Origin of the sequence: Micromonospora parva, from assembly GCF_040649675.1 — a bacterium.
In the GTDB taxonomy this organism is placed as follows: domain Bacteria; phylum Actinomycetota; class Actinomycetes; order Mycobacteriales; family Micromonosporaceae; genus Micromonospora; species Micromonospora parva.
This window is the reverse complement of sequence record NZ_JBEZFX010000020.1, coordinates 26,263-46,268: the sequence shown is the minus strand read 5'-3', so window position 1 is coordinate 46,268 and position 20,006 is coordinate 26,263. Positions and strand designations below refer to the sequence as shown.

16 protein-coding genes are annotated in these 20,006 nt (G+C 72.7%); 10 read left to right on the top strand and 6 right to left on the bottom strand.

Annotated features, from left to right (window positions below; translation table 11 throughout):
• The first annotated feature begins 255 nt into the window (after positions 1-255).
• Positions 256-1,236, top strand: a complete 981-nt coding sequence (locus AB0C03_RS31885; protein ID WP_030337638.1) for a daunorubicin resistance protein DrrA family ABC transporter ATP-binding protein — start codon at positions 256-258, stop codon at positions 1,234-1,236.
• Positions 1,233-2,060 (top strand): ABC transporter permease, encoded by an 828-nt coding sequence (locus tag AB0C03_RS31880; RefSeq protein ID WP_357640987.1) that lies wholly within the window; start codon positions 1,233-1,235, stop codon positions 2,058-2,060. The genes AB0C03_RS31885 and AB0C03_RS31880 overlap by 4 nt, the downstream gene beginning before the upstream one ends.
• Before the next feature lies 1 nt (position 2,061).
• Here the strand turns inward: AB0C03_RS31880 and AB0C03_RS31875 are convergent, their stop codons facing one another.
• Complete coding sequence (locus AB0C03_RS31875; protein WP_357640984.1) at positions 2,062-5,241, bottom strand: ATP-binding protein; 3,180 nt, start codon at positions 5,239-5,241, stop codon at positions 2,062-2,064.
• Positions 5,242-5,354: 113 nt separating this feature from the next.
• Here AB0C03_RS31875 and AB0C03_RS31870 point away from each other — a divergent pair, with 113 nt between their 5' ends.
• From AB0C03_RS31870 to AB0C03_RS31845, 6 genes are all read left to right on the top strand, one after another.
• Positions 5,355-6,188: an ABC transporter ATP-binding protein gene (locus AB0C03_RS31870; RefSeq protein ID WP_030337641.1), complete on the top strand. Its 834-nt coding sequence runs from the start codon at positions 5,355-5,357 to the stop codon at positions 6,186-6,188.
• 32 nt (positions 6,189-6,220) lie between these two features.
• On the top strand, positions 6,221-7,204 hold the full coding sequence (locus AB0C03_RS31865; RefSeq protein WP_357640980.1) for an ABC transporter substrate-binding protein: 984 nt from the start codon (positions 6,221-6,223) through the stop codon (positions 7,202-7,204).
• A gap of 5 nt (positions 7,205-7,209) precedes the next feature.
• A complete protein-coding gene (locus AB0C03_RS31860) occupies positions 7,210-9,309 on the top strand; it encodes an iron ABC transporter permease (protein ID WP_357641033.1) in 2,100 nt (699 codons plus the stop codon).
• A 28-nt stretch (positions 9,310-9,337) separates the two neighbouring features.
• Positions 9,338-10,243 carry a siderophore-interacting protein gene (locus AB0C03_RS31855; RefSeq protein ID WP_030337644.1) on the top strand — a complete coding sequence of 302 codons (906 nt, stop codon included), beginning with the start codon at positions 9,338-9,340 and terminating at the stop codon, positions 10,241-10,243.
• A gap of 125 nt (positions 10,244-10,368) precedes the next feature.
• Positions 10,369-11,829, top strand: coding sequence for an SDR family NAD(P)-dependent oxidoreductase (locus AB0C03_RS31850; RefSeq protein WP_210866863.1), 1,461 nt, complete (start codon positions 10,369-10,371; stop codon positions 11,827-11,829).
• A gap of 39 nt (positions 11,830-11,868) precedes the next feature.
• Entirely contained in the window at positions 11,869-12,345 is a 477-nt protein-coding gene (locus AB0C03_RS31845; RefSeq protein ID WP_030337646.1) for a heme-degrading domain-containing protein, read from the top strand.
• A gap of 75 nt (positions 12,346-12,420) precedes the next feature.
• On the opposite strand, the gene AB0C03_RS31840 is transcribed toward AB0C03_RS31845, so the two are convergent.
• Positions 12,421-13,797, bottom strand: a complete 1,377-nt coding sequence (locus tag AB0C03_RS31840) for an FAD-dependent oxidoreductase (RefSeq protein WP_210866862.1) — start codon at positions 13,795-13,797, stop codon at positions 12,421-12,423.
• A gap of 302 nt (positions 13,798-14,099) precedes the next feature.
• On the opposite strand from AB0C03_RS31840, the gene AB0C03_RS31835 reads away from it, so the two are divergent.
• The gene (locus AB0C03_RS31835; RefSeq protein ID WP_357640974.1) at positions 14,100-15,434 is read left to right on the top strand and encodes an alpha/beta hydrolase; all 1,335 of its coding nucleotides are present in this window, start codon (positions 14,100-14,102) and stop codon (positions 15,432-15,434) included.
• 67 nt (positions 15,435-15,501) lie between these two features.
• Here AB0C03_RS31835 and AB0C03_RS31830 read toward each other — a convergent pair whose 3' ends face one another.
• Positions 15,502-16,722, bottom strand: coding sequence for an MFS transporter (locus AB0C03_RS31830; RefSeq protein ID WP_036412593.1), 1,221 nt, complete (start codon positions 16,720-16,722; stop codon positions 15,502-15,504).
• A 41-nt stretch (positions 16,723-16,763) separates the two neighbouring features.
• Between AB0C03_RS31830 and AB0C03_RS31825 the strand changes: the two genes are divergently transcribed.
• Entirely contained in the window at positions 16,764-17,858 is a 1,095-nt protein-coding gene (locus AB0C03_RS31825; RefSeq protein WP_210859827.1) for an ROK family transcriptional regulator, read from the top strand.
• Positions 17,859-17,877: 19 nt separating this feature from the next.
• Here AB0C03_RS31825 and AB0C03_RS31820 read toward each other — a convergent pair whose 3' ends face one another.
• The 3 genes from AB0C03_RS31820 to AB0C03_RS31810 form a co-directional block, all read right to left on the bottom strand.
• The gene (locus tag AB0C03_RS31820; RefSeq protein WP_030337651.1) at positions 17,878-18,261 is read right to left on the bottom strand and encodes a MerR family transcriptional regulator; all 384 of its coding nucleotides are present in this window, start codon (positions 18,259-18,261) and stop codon (positions 17,878-17,880) included.
• A 137-nt stretch (positions 18,262-18,398) separates the two neighbouring features.
• Positions 18,399-18,599, bottom strand: coding sequence for a nuclear transport factor 2 family protein (locus tag AB0C03_RS31815; protein WP_357640970.1), 201 nt, complete (start codon positions 18,597-18,599; stop codon positions 18,399-18,401).
• A gap of 147 nt (positions 18,600-18,746) precedes the next feature.
• Complete coding sequence (locus tag AB0C03_RS31810; protein ID WP_247681205.1) at positions 18,747-20,003, bottom strand: L,D-transpeptidase; 1,257 nt, start codon at positions 20,001-20,003, stop codon at positions 18,747-18,749.
• Positions 20,004-20,006 lie beyond the last annotated feature (3 nt).

Below are 20,006 nucleotides of genomic sequence, written 5' to 3'. Positions count from 1 at the left end.
CCGAACAGGCGGCGCGACCGGCACGCCGGGAGTCGACAGATCGGCGCGGAGTCGGAGACTCTTGGCCCCGGGCATGCGGTTGGGCGTGGGCCACCACATCGGGCGCTGGCAGGCGCTCTGCCGTCGTCAGCATATCGTGCCGCCGACCGTCGGCGTGGCGGTGCGGGCCCCGGCCGCCCTCACCCGCGCGCCCGATGTCAGCCCATGTCGGTGGCGTGTCAGGGCGGTGTCAGCCGGCCCGCGCAGACTCGGCGCATGACAGCTGACCTGGTGATCGAGGCCGAGGGCCTCGTGAAGACATTCGGGAAGACGAGGGCGCTTCAGGGCGTGGACCTCGCCGTACCCCGCGGGACGGTGCTCGGGGTGCTCGGCCCCAACGGCGCCGGCAAGACCACCGCCGTGCGCATCCTCTCCACCCTGCTCACCCCGGACGGCGGAACCGCCCGGATCAGCGGTTTCGACGTGGTCCGGGACGCCGAGCGCGTTCGGCAGAGCATCGGCCTCACCGGCCAGTACGCCTCGGTCGACGAGGACCTGACCGGCCGGCAGAACCTGGAGCTGTTCGGCACCCTGCTGGAGCTGGGCCGCTCGGGTGCCCGGCGACGGGCCGCCGAACTGCTCGACTGGTTCGACCTGACCGACGCCGCGAACCGGCCGGCGAAGACCTACTCCGGCGGCATGCGGCGGCGGCTGGACCTGGCCGCCAGCCTGGTCGGCTCCCCCGACGTGATCTTTCTGGACGAGCCGACGACCGGGCTCGACCCGGCCAAGCGCGAGGACATGTGGGACGTGGTCCGGTCGCTCGTCAACAATGGCTCGACGGTGCTGCTCACCACCCAGTACCTGGAGGAGGCCGACGCGCTCGCCGACGCGATCACGGTGATCGACCACGGCCGGGTCATCGCGCACGACACCCCGGAAGGGCTCAAGCGGGTGGTCGGCGGGCAGACCCTGGAGGTTCGCCCGTCCGACCCGGCGCACCTGCCCCGTACCGCGGAGATCCTGACCCGGGTCGGTTCCGGCGCGCAGGCCGACGAGATCCGCAAGGGCGTGCTCGCGGTGCCGGTCAGCGACGACGCGGCCCTGACCGAGAGCGTCGCGCGGTTCGCCACCGCCGGCATCGCCGTCACCGAACTCTCCCTGCACCTGCCGAGCCTTGACGAGGTGTTCTTCACCCTCACCGGGCGTACGGCGTCCGACGACGACACCACCCGCCCCACGGAGGTCGCGGCATGAGCACCCTCACCGACACAGCGCCCACGACCCGCCGCGGGCTGTCGACGACCGCCCCGAACCCACGGCCGTTGCGGCTGGTCCGGCACTCGTTGGCGCTCGCGAAGCGCAGCCTCATCAAGACCTGGCGTACGCCCGAGGCGCTCATCGACGTCACAGTGCAGCCGGTGCTGTTCCTCGTCATCTTCGTGTACATCTTCGGCGGCGCGGTCGCCGGCTCGACCCACGACTACCTGCAGTTCCTGCTGCCCGGCATCCTGGCGCAGACGATCGCCACCGGCGCCATCGCGATCGGCGTCAACCTCAACACCGACATCGCCAAGGGCATCTTCGACCGGTTCCGGTCGTTGCCGATCCCCCGCTCCGCGCCACTTGTCGGCGCGGTCCTCGGCGACGTCGTCAGGTACGTCATCGTCACCGTGTCGACCCTCGCGATCGGCTACGTGATGGGTTTCCGGATCGAGACCGACCCGTTCCGGGCGGTCGCCGGATGTCTGCTCGCGGTGCTGTTCGCGCTCTGCCTGAGCTGGTTGCCGGTGCTGGTGTCGATGAAGGTGCGCACGCCGGGCGCCGTCCAGGGTCTGATGTTCGCGCTGATCATGCCGCTGAGCTTCGCGTCGAACGTGTTCGTCGACGCGGACACCCTGCCGGGCTGGATGCGGACGTTCGTGGACGTCAACCCGATGACCCACCTGGTGGCGTCGGTACGCGGGCTGTTCCTCGGCACCCCGCTCGGCTCACACGTGTGGTGGACGCTCGCCTGGTGCGCCGGCTTCGTGGCGCTGTTCATGCCGTTGGCGCTGCGGGCGTACCGCAAGAAGATCTGAGTCAGGCGAGCAGGTCGTCCATCAGTTCGCGGATCCGGTTGACGGCCGCGGCGGGCGGCCGCTCGCGCCACCCGGTCAGCAACGGCTCACGCTGCTCCTCGTCCCCGAGGATGGCGTTGAGCCGTTCGCTGATCCCGGTGGGGAAGAACATCTCGATGTGGGTGCCGATCCGCTTGGCGAGGACTGACAGTTCGCGGGCGGTGTCGGCGTCGCCCCGGTACGCCGCGAGTTCCGCGCCGCCCGACGCCCACGCCCCGATCACCGGCAGGTCCCGTGAGTTGAGCGCGTCGTCGCGGGTGAGCGACAGCATCGCGGTCGCCTGGACGGCCGGGTCGTCACCCGACGCCGGTCGCGCCTCGGCAACCCGCAGGCAGAGGACGGCCGCCGCGGCCCGGAGCATCGCCCGCGGCTGTGGCTGCGGCCCGGCCCAACCGGCGAGGATGCGGGTCATCTCGTCGACGTGGGTGAGCGCCTCGTCGTAGCGCCCGCGCTGCCAGGCGAGGTGCCCCAGGCCGAGCACCGCCTGCGCGGCGTCCATCTGGTCGGCCTGGCCCGGTGTGGCGGTCTCGCCCAGTCGCCGTTCCGCCTCCGCGTCGCCGGTGAGGGCGAGCTGCACGTCCAGTCGGAGCCGGATCGACCGCGCGTCCTGCGCGGCGCCGACCAGCTCCATGTGGTGCACGCTGCGCGTCAGCCACTCGGCCGACCGGGCGTCTCCGCCCGGGACCAGGAACTGCCCGACGGCACCTGCCGCCATCGCCATGCCCCAGTGGTCGCCGACCACCTCGAAGCGGTGGTACGCCTGCTCGGCGTCACTGATCGACGCTTCCGGCTGGCCGCCGTTCTCGCGTACCGCCGCGCGTGCGAACAACCCGAGCCCCTGCACGTACGGGTCCGGGTGGGCGACCAGCTCGGTCGCGTTCTTCAGGCTCTGCTCCAGGTCGGACGTGTCGAAGCCGGGCAGCGCCGCCGCGAGGGCGGTCAGCCGGGAAGACACCTCGGCGGGTCGTTCGGCCTGGACCAACCGCAGGGCCCGGCGGGCGAGCACGGCGGGCCGCAGGTCGGCGCTGATGCCGGCGTTCACGCTGATCACCACGCACGTCCAGGCCAGCCGGTCGGCGTTGGGCAGTGGCCGGCCGCTGGCCGCACCCCGCAGGATCGCCGACCGCAGCCGCCGCCGGGGGTCGTCGATGTGCAGCAGTCCGCGCGCCCAGCCCAGGACCTCAAGGTGCAGGCCGCGCACCGACCAGAGGTGGAACAGCGCGGTGGCGACGTCGACCGAGGCGGGCTCGTCGTCCTCCCGCATCGCCCAGCGCAGGCCCGCGACCAGGTTGTCCTGCTCGGCGGCGCACCGGTGCAGCGCCTCCACCTGGTCAGGTCCGATGAAGCGGCCGGCGAGCGCGACGGCCTGTTCCCGCGCCCAGCCGACCAGGCCGGCCATGGCCCGGCCCCGGTCGCCGGCCGCGTCCAGCCGGGCTTCGCCGTACTCACGGACCGTTTCGAGCATCCGGTAGCGGGGCGGACCGTCCCCCTCGACCAGGGTCAGCAGGGACTGCTCCACAAGGGTCGCCAGGCCGCGACGGACGTCCGGGACCTGCGCGACGGCGGCGGCGAGGTCCGCGGTGAACGGCGCGGGAATGACAGCTACCCGCTGGAGCAGGTCGCGGTCGTCCTCGGCGAGCAGTTCCCGGCTCCAGTCGACCAGCGCCCACAGGCTGGCGTGCCGCTCGGGTAGACCCCGCAGGGCGTCGTCGAGCAGCGCGAACCGGTTGGTCAGCCCGGCGAGCACGTCGTCGATCGGCATGTGCCGCAGTCGCGCGGCGGCCAGTTCGAGCGCCAGCGGCAGGTTGTCGAGCCGGTGGCACAGGACGAGCGCCCGTTCGGTATCCCAGGTGGGCACGGCGCCGCCGGCCCGTGCCCGCGACTCGACGAGCGCGAGCGCGTCGGGGTCCGGCAGCGCGGTCAGCCGGTGCACCAACTCGCCGACCAGGCCCAGTGGGGCGCGGCTCGTCGCGAGCACCGCGACCTCCGGCGAGGCCGCGGCCACCAGGTCCGCGACGACGACGGCCACCGCGTCGAGCACGTGCTCGCAGTTGTCCAGCACCAGCAACCCGTCCAGGTCCGGCGCGACGGCACGCAGCCGCTCCCCGGGGTTGAGGACCCGACGTTCCAGACCCAGGTTGCCGCCGGTCGCCGTGGTGTCCGCGCCACCGAGCGCGGCGAGCACAGTGGGCAGCACCTCGTCCGGCGAGCGCAGGCCGGCGAGTTCGATCACGCGCACCGCCCGTCCGGCCGCCGCCGTACGCCTGGCCACCTCGGCGGCGAGCCGGGTCTTGCCCGCCCCGCCGGTCGCCACGATCGTCACGACGGGTGCCTCGGTGAGAGCGCCGGTGATGGTCTCGACGTCCCCCTCCCGCCCGACGAGGGCTGCCATCGGACGACGCCACGCGGCGGGCAGCGTGATCCGCGCCGGTTGCCGGGGTGGCGTGGCGACGGGCGGGGCGGTGAGTTCCCCGCGCAGCAACGCCAGGTGGGCGGCGGTGATCACCGGTGACGGGTCGGTGCCGTACCGGTCGGCCAGCTCGGCGCGCAGCCGCTCGACCAGCTCCAGCGCCTCCGCCTCCCGCCCCTGGGCGGCCAGCACCCGCACGAGCAGGGCGGCGGACGGCTCGTCCGGTGGCGTACGCGCGACGAGCCGGCCCAGGTCGGCCTCGTCGAACGGGCCCACGCCGGCGAGTGCCGCCTCGGCGCGCAGCGCGGCGACGTCGGCGAACAGGCGGGTGTCCTCGGCGCCGACCAACTCCGGCACCTCGGGGAACAGGGCACGGGCCTGATCGGCCAGGCCCCGGGCGGCCCGGACGTCACCGCACCGGAGCACGGTGCGCGCCTGGTCGGTGAGCGCGCGCGCCTCGACCGCGTCGACGGTGATCTCCTCGGCGGGCAACCGGTATCCGCCCGGCACCGCGACCACTGGCAAGCCGAGGCGGCGTACCCGGGACACGAGCGCCTGGACGGCGCCTGTCGCGTCGTCGGGTGGCGCGCCGTCCCAGACGGCGTCCACGAGCAGGGTGACGGAGACCGCCCGCCCGCGCGCGTCGACGAGCGCGCGGAGCACCGCCGCGAGCCGTTCACCCCGAACGGGCTGGCCGTCGACGGCCAGGGGGCCGAGGGTCGCGATCTGCACGGACCCAGCATCCCCCACGTGCGCACGGACCCGATGACCACCGGTGCGCCCGGCTGGTCACGCGCCCACGACCGGCTTGACAGGTGATCGTTTGGTTAGGTTAGCCTAACCTCATGCAGAACGAGTTGGCGTCGGCCAACGGAGCTTGCCGCCTGTCCGGCGTCGACCTCCGTCTGGGTTATCACGGTGTGCCGGTGGTGCACGGTGCCGTGATCGACCTCCGCGAGGGCGCCGTCACCGCACTCGTGGGGCCCAACGGCAGCGGCAAGTCCACCCTGCTGCGGGCCCTGGCCCGGCTGCACCCGATCGAGGCCGGCACGGTGCACCTCGCCGACGGCGTCACCGCCGCCGGTCTCGCCGCCCGGGAGTTCGCCCGGCGGGTCACCCTGCTCGCCCAGAGCCGGCCGGTGCCCAGCGGGGTCACCGTCCGCGACGTCGTCGGCTACGGCCGCCACCCCTACCGGGGGCGCTGGCGCACTGAGGACCCGGACGGTCCCGCCGCCATCGCACGTGCCATGGACGTCACCGGCGTCGCCACGATGGCCGATCGCCCGGTCGACGAACTGTCCGGAGGCGAGTTGCAGCGGGTGTGGTTGGCCACCTGCCTCGCCCAGGACACCCCGGTCCTGCTCCTCGACGAGCCCACCACGTTCCTCGACCTGCGGTACCAGGTGGAGATCCTCGACCTGGTCCGTGACCTCGCGGACGATCACGGCGTCGCCGTCGGCGTCGTGCTGCACGACCTCAACCAGGCGGCGGCCGTGGCGGACGAGGTGGTCCTGTTGCACCAGGGCCGGGTCCGCGCCACCGGCACCCCGGCCACCGTGTTCACCGAGGACGCCCTCACCGAGACCTACGGCATCCGCATCGAGGTGACCACCGATCCGGTCAGCGGACTGGTCACCACCCGCCCCGTCGGGCGGCACCAGATCCGCGCCCTGGTCTGAACACCCCTCATCCCCAGCAGAGAAAGACCGTCATGACCCGTACCCGTTTCACCGCCCTCATCGCCGTCGTGGCCGCGCTGACACTCGGCGCCTGCGGCACCACCGAGAACGCCGCCGCCCCCGAGGCCTCCGCCCCGGCGTCCGGTGGCCCGGTCACCGTCACCGACAGCCGGGGTAAGGAGATCACCCTCAAGGCGCCGGCGACCAAGGTCGTCGGCCTTGAGTGGGGCGAGGTCGAGCTGCTGGTCAGCCTGGGCGTCATGCCCGTCGGTGTCGCCGATCCCAAGGGCTACGGCACCTGGGTCACCTCCGCGAAGCTCGACCCGACCGTCAAGGATGTCGGCGTCCGCGGCGAGCCCAGCGTCGACTCGATCGTCGCCCTCCAGCCCGACCTCGTCGTGATGGAGGACGACCGGGGCGGCGCCATCGTCAGTCAGCTGGAGAAGTTCGTGCCCGTCCTGGTCGCCAAGGGCAGTGACGCCACCGACAACCTCGGCCGGATGCGCACCGACCTCAACATGATCGCGAAGGCGGTCGGCAAGACCACCGAGGCGCAGAAGCTGCTCGCCGACTTCGACACGGCCATCGCCGACGGCAAGAAGAAGATCGCGGACGCGGGGGCCGCCGGCCGCCCGTTCGCCATCGCCGACGGCTGGAAGGAGGGCAGCACCGTCAGCATCCGGATGTTCGGCCAAGGTGCGCTGGTCTCCCAGATCGGCATCCAACTCGGCCTCACCAACGCCTGGACCGGCAAGACCGACGAGGTGTGGGGTCTGGGCCAGACCGACGTCGAGGGCATGACCGTCCTCAAGGACCCGAACACGCACCTGTTCTACAACGCCTCCGACGGCGAGGACGTGTTCGCCGACGGGCTCGCCGGCAACGCCATCTGGACGTCGCTGCCCTTCGTCAAGCAGGGCAACCTGCACAAGATGCCCAACGGCATCTGGACCTTCGGCGGTCCGCTCTCCGGCAAGCAGTACATCGACGAACTCGTCAAGACGTACGCGGTGTGAGCGTGCTGAACGCGCCCCCACGCCCGGAGCCGGCCACCCGGCCGGCTCCGGGCGGACGCCTCGCCGCGCCCCGCGTCGCCGGTGTCTTCGTCGCCGCGGCCCTGCTGCTGCTCGTGGTCGCCGCGGTGCACCTCACCCAGGGCACCTCGAACGTCGGCGCACTCGACCTGCTGCGGCTCGCCACCGGCGCCGACGACGAGGCGGCCCGCGTCCTGGTCGCCTCCCGGTTGCCCCGGCTGCTCGCCGGGCTGGCCATCGGGGTGGCGCTCGGTTTCGCCGGGGCGGCGTTGCAGTCGATCGCCCGCAACCCGCTGGCCTCCCCGGACACCCTCGCTGTCAACGCGGGCGCCCACCTGGCGATCGTCGCCTTCGCCGCGTTCGGCGTCTCGCTGCCCGCGCTGCCCGCCGGCGGCCTCGCCTTCTGCGGCGGGCTGGCCGCCGCCGGCCTGGTGATGGCGATGTCCTCCGGTGGGCAGGCCGGCACCACCCGACTGATCCTCGCCGGCTCGGCGACCGCGCTGGCGCTCGGGTCGGTGACGACACTGCTGCTGCTCCTGTTCGAGCAGGCCACCATCGGGCTGTTCGCCTGGGGGAACGGCTCGCTGGTGCAGAGCGACCTGACCTCGCTGACCCAACTCGCCCCGGTGATCGTCGGCGCCGTCATCGTGCTCGTACTGCTCGGGCACCGCCTCGACATTCTCGCCCTCGGCGACGACACCGCCACCGTGCTCGGCCTCGACGTGCGGCGCACCCGAGTCACCGTGCTGGTCCTCGCTGTGCTGCTGTCCGCCGCGGCCGTCACCCTCACCGGCCCGGTCGGCTTCGTCGGCCTGTGCGCCCCGGTGATCGTCCGGCTGCTCGCGCCAGTGGTGCCGGGGGTGCACCGGCACCGCGTCCTGCTGCCGCTGTCCGGCATCGCCGGGGTCATCATCGTGCTCGGCTCCGACGTGCTGCTGCGGGCCGTGCTGGGCGGGCAGGCCGGTGTCGACATCCCCACCGGCGTGGTCACCACAATGCTCGGCGCGGCGATCCTCATCTGGCTGGCCCGCCGGCACCGCGACGCGGGTCCCACCCGTCGTCCGCCCGGTGGGCACGCGGCGGTCCGCTCCGCCACCTTCCACCGCGGCGTCGTCGCCCTCAGCGCCGTCCTGACCGTCGCCGCCGTCACCGTCGGCATGCTCGCCGGGGACACCTGGGTGCTGCTCGGCGACGTGCTCAACTGGGTCAACGGCAGCACCGGGCCGGCGTACACCTTCGTGCTGGACCAGCGGTGGCCGCGCGTCGCCGCGGCGGTCCTGGCCGGCGCGGCGCTCGCGGTCGCCGGCACCACGGTGCAGGCGGTCTGCCGCAACCCGCTGGCCGAGCCGGGCATCCTCGGCATCACCGCCGGGGCCGGGCTCGGGGCGGTCGGGCTGCTCACCTTCGTGCCGTTGGCCGGTGTGTGGGCCGTCTCCGGCGTCGCCGGGCTCGGCGCGATGGTGGCGTTCGCGCTGGTCTACGGCCTGGCCTGGCGCGGCGGGCTGAGCTCCGACCGGCTGGTGCTGATCGGCTTCGGCGCCTGGCAGGGCGGCCTGGCGGTCATCACGTACCTGGTCGTCGCCTTCGACCCGTGGAACACCGGGAAGGCGTTGACCTGGCTGTCCGGCTCCACCTACGGCCGGATGCCCGCCCAGGTGCTGCCGGTGCTGATAGCCCTGCTGGTGTTCACCCCGGCCGTGGTCGCCGCCCGCCGGGAACTCGACCTGATGGCACTGGACGACGACACCCCCCGGGTGCTGGGTGTCCGCCTGGAACGCACCCGGTTGATCGCGCTCGGCGCGGCGGCACTGCTCACCTCCACCGCCGTCTCGGCCGTCGGGGTCATCGGCTTCGTCGGCCTGGTCGCCCCGCACGCCGCACGGGCACTCGTCGGCGGCCGACACTCCCGGGTGCTCCCGGTGGCCGCCCTGCTCGGCGCGGCGCTGGTCAGCATCGCCGACACCCTCGGCCGGACGGTCATCGCTCCGGCCCAGATCCCCGCCGGCCTGGTCACCGCCATGATCGGCACCCCGTACTTCATCTGGCTGCTGTGGCGCTCCCGCGCCGTGGCGAGCACCACCCGGTAGCACGCCGACCCGAGTCGAGAGAGGCACCATGACCGAGACCCTGCCCATCGCCCCGTGGCGCGTGTTCACCGTCACCGTCCGCGCGGTACGCCGACTCAGCCCGTCCTTCACCCGGGTGACCTTCACCGGGGCGGACCTGGACCGTTTCGCCGACAACGGCTACGACCAGCGGATCAAGTTGGCGCTGCCGCTGGCCGGTCAGCGCGCGGCGACCCTGCCCCACGGAGCGGACTGGTACGCGCAGTGGCGGGCCCTGCCGGAGCACCTGCGCAACCCGATCCGTACCTACACGGTGCGGGCGGTCCGACCACACCTGGCCGAGGTCGACGTCGACCTGGTGCTGCACGGCGACGGTGGCCCGGCGACGCGCTGGGCCCGGCGGGCCACCGTCGGCGACGAGATCGCACTCGTCGGGCCGGACGCCGGCTACGACGGCAACCACGGCGGGGTCGAGTTCCGACAGTCGGCCGGCAGCACCCTGCTGTTGGCCGGGGACGAGACCGCCGTGCCGGCGATCAGCGGCATCTGTGCCCGGCTCCCGGTGGACGCCCGCGGCACTGTTGTGCTGGAGGTGCCGGAAGCGGCCGACGTGTTGCCGCTGGTCGCGCCGCCCGGCGTCGAGGTCCGCTGGCTACCTCGGGGCACCGGCGGGTACGGCAGCCGGCTGGTGCCCGCCGTCACCGCCGCGGCCGGGGAGCTGCTGGCCAGCGAGGCGTCGAGGGCCGCCCAGCCCGTGCCGGACGTGGACGTGGACACGGAGATCCTGTGGGAGGTGCCGGAGGAGGTGCCCCCGGTGCCGCTGTACGCGTGGCTGGCCGGGGAGGCCGGCGTCATCCGTACCCTGCGCCGGCACCTGGTCGCCGAGCGGGGGCTGGACCGGCGGGCGGTGGCCTTCATGGGCTACTGGCGTCTCGGCCAGGCCGACGTCAGCTGACCGCGCCGCGCACCGGCCGGGCAGGCGCGAGGTGCGTCGGAGGCCGTGAGGCGCGTACCGTTTCGGGTCGGACTTGGGGCGGGCCGGCTGGAGCCGGCACGGGATACGGGACGAGACAACGACGCATGACGGTGGACAACATTACCGAAAACGGTCAGCACGGTATTGACCGGAGCCGGCTGGAGGCCTGCCTCAGCGTCTTCGATGAGTTGGAGGCACTTCCCTCCGACCATCCCGACGTGGTGCGGGTGCAGCGGGCCACCGCCCGGCTCTACAAGGTGATCAAGCAGCGGCGGCGGGAGGAGCGGCGCGACGCCATCCTCGCCGCCGACCGGGCGGTGACGGAGGCCACCGCCACCGGCGCTCCCGGGCGGATCGACGACGAGACGCAGGGCATTCCGTTGGCGTCCTCGGTGGCGGGCGAGACGGCGGGCTTCCTGCACAACCCGCGCGGGTGCTACGTCTGCAAACAGCGCTACCGCCAGGTGGACGCGTTCTACCACCAGCTCTGCCCGTCCTGCGCCGCGCTCAACCGGGAGCGCCGCGACGCCCGTACCGACCTGACCGGCCGGCGCGCGCTGCTCACCGGCGGACGCGCCAAGATCGGCATGTACATCGCGCTGCGGCTGCTGCGCGACGGCGCGCACACGACGGTGACGACCCGGTTCCCGCACGACGCGGTCCGCCGCTTCACCGCGATGCCGGACAGCGGGGACTGGCTGCACCGGCTGCGCATCGTCGGGATCGACCTGCGTGACCCCGCCCAGGTGATCGCCCTCGCCGACGACGTCAGCAGCCAGGGCCCTCTCGACATCCTGATCAACAACGCGGCGCAGACCGTCCGCCGGTCCCCCGGGGCGTACGCGCAACTGATCGCCGCGGAGGCGGCGGCCCTGCCGGACGGTCCGCTGCCGGAGCTGCTCACGTTCGCCAAGCCGGACGGCCCGGGCGGCCCGGTGGGCAGCCTGACCGCCGGGCCCCAGTCGACAGCGCTCACCCCGCACGCGTTGACCGCGCTGGCACTGACCAGCGGCTCGGCCTCACCGGACCGGATCGCGGCGTCCACCGCCATCGACGCCGGCGGGCTGGTGCCCGACCTCGACTCGGTCAACAGCTGGGTCCAGCGCGTGCAGGAGGTCGATCCGGTCGAGCTGCTCGAGGTGCAGCTGTGCAACGTCACCGCGCCGTTCGTGCTGGTCAGCCGGCTGCGCCCGGCGATGGCCGCCGCGTCGGCCCGGCGCAAGTACGTGGTGAACGTGTCGGCCATGGAGGGCCAGTTCGGCCGCGGTTACAAGGGGCCGGGGCATCCGCACACCAACATGGCCAAGGCGGCGTTGAACATGCTGACTCGCACCAGCGCCGAGGAGATGTTGACCGACGGCATCCTGATGACCAGCGTCGACACCGGCTGGATCACCGACGAACGCCCGCACCCGACGAAGATGCGGCTGGCCGACGAGGGCTTCCACGCCCCGCTGGACCTGGTCGACGGCGCGGCCCGGGTGTACGACCCGATCGTCCGCGGCGAGCAGGGCGAGGACCTGTACGGCTGTTTCCTGAAGGACTACGCGCCCTGCGCCTGGTGATCGACCGATGATCGCCTCTGCACCATGAGGAGAAGAGACATGTCAGCTGACAGTGCATCGTGGCCGACGCTTGACGAGCTGCTGCGCGAGGAGAGCGAGCTGGAGCTCGCGGGCCTGTCCGAGACCGACGCGTACGAGCTGGGGATGCTCGCCGTCACCGCCGCCACCGAGCAGCGGCTGCCGGTCTCGGTGGGCGTGTGGCGGGCCGGACGGCAGCTGTTCCACTGTGGTCTGCCGGGGTCGACGGCGGACAACGACGCGTGGCTGCGCCGCAAGGGCCGGGTGGTGATGCGGTTCGAGCACTCGTCGCTCTACATGGCCCGACTGTGCCAGGACAAGCAGGTGACGCTGGCCGAGCGGTTCGGCCTGCCGGCCTCGCGGTACGCGGCGGCCGGGGGCGCGCTGCCCCTGCGGGTGCGCGGCACCGGCGTCGTGGGCTGGGTCGGTGTCTCCGGGCTGCCGCAGCTGGACGACCACCGCTTCGTGGTCGACATCCTCCGCAAGCTCCCCCGCTAGGGCCGTCCCGGCGGCCTCGCGACGAGGCCGCCGGGCACCATCCAGCGGCCTCGCGACGAGGTCGCTGGGCACCGCTCAGTGGGCGCGACGGTTGGCCCGCAGTGCGCCCAGCAGCACGCTCGGCCGGGCCAGTGAGCTGGGGTGCTCGCGCATGGAGACGACGTCGTTGAACCGTCGCGCGGTCGGCACGTCGGTGACTGTCGCGGCGATGACCTGCCGGCTGGCCCAGCTGGAGAGCCGGTGGCCGCGAGGGTAGGGCCCGTCGACGTGGGGCAACGCCAGGTCCGCCGAGGTCGACAGTGACCAGGCGGCGTCGACCACGACCTTCTGGAGCGCGAGGTAGTGGCGCGCGGGCGCCCGCAGGTCCGGGTGGGACCGGAGGTACGTCGACAGGCACGCCGCGTGCAGGGCCGCCGCCGTCATGCCCTGCCCGTACACCGGGTTGAACGACGCGACCGCGTCGCCGACGCTGACCAGGCCGGCCGGGAACCGCTTGAGCGCGTGGAAGTCCCGTCGCCGGCTGTCGGCGTGGTGGTAGGTCTGGACGTCGCCGATCATCTCCTGGTCGGCGACCTCGCCGAACTCCGGTGGGAACTGCTCCCGCAGGCGGCGGACGAAGTCCTCCGCGGTGCGGCCCGGACGGTCGTCGCCGTAACCGGCCATCATGGCCATCCACCGGCCGTCCTCGATGGCGAAGAACGCCGCCCCGGCCACGTCCAGCCCCGTTCCCGGTGTGTTCAGGGCCAGCACGACGGTGGAGGCCGGGGTGGGCTCCGGACGACGGAACAGGGCGGTCGCGTAGTTGAGGTGCACTGTCATCCGCCGGGTGACCGGTCGCTCCCAGTCGGCCCGCTCCAGCCAGTCGGACAGTTTGCTGGACCGCCCCATGGCGTCCACCACGAGGTCGCCGCGCTCGACACCGGGCACCCTGGCGACCTCGCACCGGACCCCGGTGACCGCGTCGTCGTCGAACGTGAGGCCGGTCGCACGGGCGGTGATCGTCTTGACGTTGGGCAGTCGGAGCACCTGCTTTCGGATCAGGCCCTCCAGCAGCGGCCGACTGCCCGCCAGGCTGTCGGCGTCGTCGGGGACGACGACCTTCAGCCGCCCGTCGAGGTAGTTGCGTCGGGCCGTGGGCGGCGCCTCGATCGCGCCGCGTGCCAGTGCCTCGTCGCGGAAACCGGGAAACAGCCGCTCCAGCTGGAAGAGGCCGCCGGGCAGCAGCGCGTGCAGCTGCGTCCCCTGGGGTACGCCGGGACGCGCGCCGGTCACCTGCGGGTCGTCCCGGTCGATGATGACGACGGTGTCGGCGTGGTCGGACAGCACCCGGGCGGCGAGCAGACCGGCGACGCTGCCGCCGACCACGACGGCCCTTCCCATCGTCGGTGCCGGCTGGTCAGGGGGTCGAGCCGCGTTCAGCTCAGCGAAGACCCGGGATGGGGAGAGGGACATCGTGCTCTCCAAGGGGGTAACGAGGTGTGTGCCCTCCCCGGTCACTGCCCGCGTCCGTGCGCGGGGCAGGCCGGTGGACGGTCGTTCGACGTGATGCCCGCCGATCGTCGCACAACCAAACGAACGGCAACGACCTGTGTCTGCCAGCTGACGCCGTGTCGACCGACGCGTCCAGGGGCTCGGTGTACGGACGGGGCGTCCGACCCGGGTCGGCGGACCGTGCGGTGTGGACCATCGCGCCACACCCTGACACGATACTTGCGCTAGCAGTGCAAATACTTCGTCCGTCAGGTGGAGGATCGATGCACACATCTCGCCGGAGACTGCTCTCCGTGCTGGTCGGGGTCGGGGTGGCCCTCGCCGCCAGCCTGTCCGCCGTCGCCGTCCCCCGCGCCGCCGAAGCCGCCGCCGCACCGACGTACCGTCCGGTGATCTTCATCCACGGCAGCGCGGGGTCGGCGGCCCAGTTCGAGTCCCAGGCCAAACGGCTGGCCAGCAACGGCTACCCGATCGACATCATCGAGGCTCACGAGTACGACTCCCCGAACGTCGCGGCGGTCCTGCCCCAGCTGTACGCGGGACTCGACGCGCGGATCTCCCGCCTGCTGGCGGCCAGCGGCGCGGACCGGGTCGACCTGGTCGCGCACTCGCTGGGCACCTTCGTCACCCAGGGCTACCTCACCAGCTCGCCGGAGCGCGCCGCCCGGGTCGCGCACTACGTCAACCTGGACGGTCGCACCGCCGCCGCCCCGCCGGGTGGTGTGCCCACCCTGGCGATCTGGGGCGAGGGCGACCCGACCCGCGCCATCGTCGGCGCGACCAACGTGCACCTGCCGGACCAGTCGCACACCCAGACCGTGTCGTCGGCGGAGTCGTTCTCCGAGGTCTTCCGGTTCCTGCGGGGCCGCGCGCCGCACACGACGCGGATCGTGCCCCAGCTCTTCGGCACCGCCCTGGTCTCCGGACGCGCCGTGCTCTTCCCGAGCAACGTCGGCGTCACCGGTGCCACGCTTGAGGTCTACCCGGTCAGCCCGCTGACCGGCGGCCGGCTGTCACACCGGCCCGCGCATCGGCTGTCGCTCGGTGGCGACGGCTCGTTCGGCCCGCTCCCGGTGCTCGCCACGGCCCGCTACGAGTTCGCCATCGTGCGCCCCGGCGCGGCGACGCACCACTTCTACTTCCAGCCGTTCCTGCGCTCGGACTCGTTCGTTCGCCTCGCGACCAGCGTGCCGGGCGAGGGCCTCAGCGCCCTGGTCGACACCAGCGACCGGCACACGGCGCTCACCATCCAACGGCAGAAGGAGTGGTGGGGCGACCAGGGCGACGCCGGTGACCGGCTCTGGATCAACGGCAGGGATGTCCTGAACGCGGCGAACACCCCGCGCGCCAAGCGGACGATCGGCATCTTCGCCTTCGACGACGGCAGCGATGGCGTGACGGACCTGACGGCCCCGCTGCCGGAGTTCTTCAGCCAGACCTTCATCACCGGCATGGACGTCTTCATCCCGGCGACGCCGGCACACCTCGGCCTGGTGCGGATCACCGTGGGTCAACGCGGTGGTGGCCATGAGGTGATCAACGTGCCGAACTGGAAGTCGAGCACCGACCGGGTGACGGTCACGGTGGACGACTTCTGACGGCGTCCCCCGGGGCGGCCCGGCCACCTCGAACCGCGAGGATGGCCGGGACCCGCCCGGGGGGTTGTCAGACGGTGGCCGGGACGCGCACCCGCTGTCGTCGTCCGACGGCGAAGCTGACCAGCCCCAGGACCAACCCGACGACCGCCAGGACGACGCCCACCCGGGCCGGCGCGAGGTAACCGAGGCCGGCGGCGATGGCAACGCTGCCCAGGGCGGCGCCGAGGCTGTTCGCGATGTTCATTGCCGACTGGTTGAGCGCCGCGCCCATCAGCTGCGCTCCCGGTGCGACGGTGATCAGGCGCGCCTGGAGGACCGGACCGAGATAGAGGCTGGTCGCGCCGACCAGGAACGCGCCCACGAACAGACCGACGCGGGTCGACGCCACGAGGCTGAACACGGCGATGCTCACGATCATCGCCACGAAGCCGATGACCATGCTGCGCCGCAGGTCGCGGTCCGCCAACCAACCGCCCAGGGCATTGCCGACGGTCATCCCGAGACCCACCGCCACCAGGGCCCACGGCACCGTCGCGGCGGAGAGACCGGTGACGTCGGTGGTGACCGGCGCGATGTAGGTGTTCACCGCGAAGAAGCCGGCGAAACCGACAGCGCCGGTCGCGGCGACCAGCCAGACCTGCGAGGTCCGCAGCGCCCGCAGCTCGGCCGCCGGCGAGCCGTCGACCGCCGCGGCGACCTCCGGCACGACCGCCAGCACCGCCAGCAGGGTGAGCAGGAAGAAGCCGGCGATGACCAGGTACGCCACCCGCCAGCCGGCCGCCTGCCCGAGCCGCGTGATGAGGGGTACGCCGACCAGGTTGCTCACGGTCAGACCACCGAGCACCGTGGCGAACCCACGGGCCTCGTTGCCGGGGCCCATCAGGGTCGCCGCGAGCAGACCGGCCGCACCGAAGTACGCGCCGTGCGGCAGCGCCGCCGCGAACCGTGCCACCAGCACCAGGTCGAAGGTGGGGGCGAGCGCGGAGGCGACGGTGCCGACGGCGAACAGCACGAGCAGCCCGAGGACGAGCTTCTTGCGGGGCAGGCGCGCGCTCAACGCGGCGATCAGCGGCGCGCCGACGACCACACCGAGCGCGTACGCGGTGATCATCCATCCGGCGCGGGCGACCGCGTCCGACGACGACTGCGCGTACTCGTGCGGAAGCAGACCGCGGGCGATGTCGGGCAGCAGCCCCATCGCCACGAACTCGGTCAGGCCGACCGCGACGCCACCCAGTGCCAGCGCGGCCAGTGCCGCCAACCGCCGACCTCTGCTCAATTCGATCACCGAAAAAATTTAGCAACAGCGTTGCGTAATAGGGTGGTGAGATGACTCGCGTCACTGCCGACGTCACCTTCCTGCGCGGCTACAACCAGGCACTGGTCATGGCGGTGGGGCGTACCGCCGGCACCTTCGAGCGCGCCACGGTGGTCGAGGCCACCGGCCTGACGCCACAGGCGGTCTCCAAGGTCATCGCCCGGCTGACCGCCGACGGCCTGATCCGCCCCGCCGGTGTCCGACGTCCGGGCATCGGCAAGCCCGCCGTCGTCTACGAACTCGTCCCGGACAGCCGGTACGCCATCGGCGCGCACGTGGCCCGGCGCACACTGCGGCTCGTCCTGGTCGACCTGGCCGGCACCGTGCACCACTCGGCGGTCAGCCCACTGCCCCGCGACTTCACCCCGGAGCAGCTCCTCGACGCCCTGGCCACCGGCGTCGACACGATGGCCGGCGTCGGCGACCTACGGGGCCGGCTCACCGGGCTGGGCATCGGCATGATCGGCCCACTCGACCACGCCAACGGCCTGGTCCGCGACGCCCACGGCCTACGGCACTGGCACGACGTACCGCTGCGCGAGATCGCCGAGAAGCACCTGGGCCTCCCCGTCCACCTGGACAAGGACGTCACCGCCGGGATCACGGCGGAGGCCTGGCGGCACGGCGCGACGTTCGGCGACGCGGCCCTCATCATGGTCGAGTCCGGCATCGGCGCGGGCTTCCGGCTGGGCGGCGCGACCCACCGTGGGGCGCACACCAACGCGGGCGAATTCGGCCACACCGTCGTCGACCTGACCGGGCCCCGCTGCGTCTGCGGCCGGCACGGGTGCCTGGAGATCGTGCACCAGCACGCCGCCGAGGCCGGGGACGTCGCACACGCCGCCCGGGTGCTGGCCGTGGGCGTGGTCAACCTGCTCCAGACCCTCGACCTCGCGCACGTGGTGCTGGCGGGCGCGGACCTCCTCCGGCACCCGCAGACCTACCTCTCGGCGGTCACCGGAGCCGTGCAGGCCGACGCACGGCGTGCGGCCTGGCTCAGCACGAGGGTGACAGTGTCCAGCCTGGGCGCGGACGTGATCGCCGCGGGAGCCGCGATACAGGTCCTCGACCAGCACTACGGCATCCCGGCGCTGGCAGCGAGCTGACCGCCGACCACCGGCGCCGCTACGAGTCCGGTGTACCGGTGTCCGTGTAGGCGCAACCGCTGGCCGGGCCCTCGCTGAGCGCGATGACCCTGTCGAGCCGCTCGCGCGCCTGCTGGAGTTGGGTGATCTGCCGCTCGATGCGGTCGCGTTCGGCGCGGAGCATGGCCCGCGACTGCGGTGTGTTGACCTTCGCGTCGACGCAGGGCAGCAGGTCCAGGATGGTCCGGCTGGACAGGCCGGCGGCGTACAGCATCTGGATCAGGCGTACCCGGTCGATGGCCTCGTCGAGGTAGTGGCGCTGGCCGCCACCGCTCCGGGCGGCGGTCAGCAGGCCCTGCTCCTCGTAGTAGCGCAGGGCTCGTACCGACACCCCGGTCTTCGTGGCGAGTTCCCCGATCCGCATGGACCCCTCCCCCGGCTGGTGACGCCAGTCACCCAACCTCGCCCCTCACATGAACGTCAGGTTTCACCGTAGCTCGCGTACGGCTCGTCCCCAACCGGCCCGGAGGCCGTCAGGTGGACCCGCGACGGCGCGGTGCCTCACTGGCAGACGCGCCACTCGCCGTTTTCCTTGACCAGCGTCATCACCTGGCTGAACTGCGCGCCGGTGACCTCCTGGACCGCCTCGATGTGGGCGGTCGCGGTGACCCGACCGTTGTAGTTGCTGACGTTCACCCCGGTGATCTCATAACTGCGGACCTTCAACTGCGCGCCCTGGACCCGGGCGAAGTAACGCAGCACACCGCCGGCAGGGCGCCGACGACGATCAGGACGGTTCGAAGCGTCCGGTTGGGCCTCGGGCCGGGCACCATCATCGGCTCGTACGTCATGGCCCGGAGGGTAGAGCCGCCGGACAAGCGGTGCGTCCGCCGCCGGACGCCGGTTGGTTCAGCCGCCGGCGGCGGACGGCCCCGGCGTCGGTGCACCGTCCGCTACCGCGCGGGCCGGCGGCGCCGCTCGAAGATCCGTGGGTACGGGTAGTGCGCTGCCCTTGATGAACTGGGCCCAACTGGTGTTCCAGGCCGTCCAGCCGTTGCCCGGCTGGAGCCGGACCTCGGTGCCGGTGACGGTGACCAGGTCACCGACCTGGGTGACGCCCATCAGCCAGTCGGCGTTGGCCGGCGAGATGTTCGTGCAGCCGTGCGAGACGTTCCGGTGTCCCTGATCCGACACCGACCAGGGCGCCCCGTGGATGAACTCGCCGCCCCAGGTGAGCCGTTGGGCGTCAGCGACGTCCACCACGTAGCCGCCGTTCGGCTCGCCGCGCGTGTCGAACGTGGTCTGCTGGTGCTTCTCCATGATCACCATCTTGCCGCTGGACGTGGGGGTGCCCCGCTTGCCCAGGCTGACCGGGATCGTGCGGATCAGCTTGCCGTCGCGCAGCACGCGCATCTGCTTGGTGGCGTTGTCGATGTCGAGCGCCACCTGCCGTCCGATCCGGGACGTCGCGGTGCGGTCGGCGTCACCGATGTGACTCCCGCCGATCGGCAGACCCGCCAGGCCGGCCCGGACACTGATGGTCGTGCCCGGCCGCCAGAGGTCGCGAGCCCGGTAGTAGACCTGACTGCCGTCGTCCACCCAGGACCACACCCCCGGCTGGGGTGGGTTCGTGGTGACGAACAACCGACGCTGCACGTCGGCGCGGGCCTCGCGGGCGATGGGTGGCTCGAAGCCGATGGTCACCGGCATGGCCGTGCCGTAGGTCCGCTTGTCGGCGATGGACAGCGTGCTGGTCACCTGCGGCTTCGTCGACGCCGCCGCAGTGGTGAAGGTGGTGGTGCGGGTGGTGGTCCGCCCGGAGTCGGCGGTGGCGGTCACCATCGCGGTGTAGGTGTGCCGCGGCCGCAGCGCAGCGGTCGGCACCCAGGCCGAGCGGTCCTCCCGTGGCTCCGCACTGACCAGCGCGCCGGTCTCGTCGACCAGGCGTACGGCGGTGATCTTCCCGCCCGTGACGAGCGGCACCACCTCGGCGCTGAGCGGCACGTCCCGGGACAGGTCGGCGGGCGCGACGGTCAACTCCGGCGCCGGGGCCACGCGCTCGGCGGGGCGGGCGGCAGGCTTCCGCTCGGCGGTGCACCCGCCGAGGACCAGAGGTGTCGCCGCGACGGTCACCGCCACCAGCGCCATGCGCCTTCGTATCCCCATCCA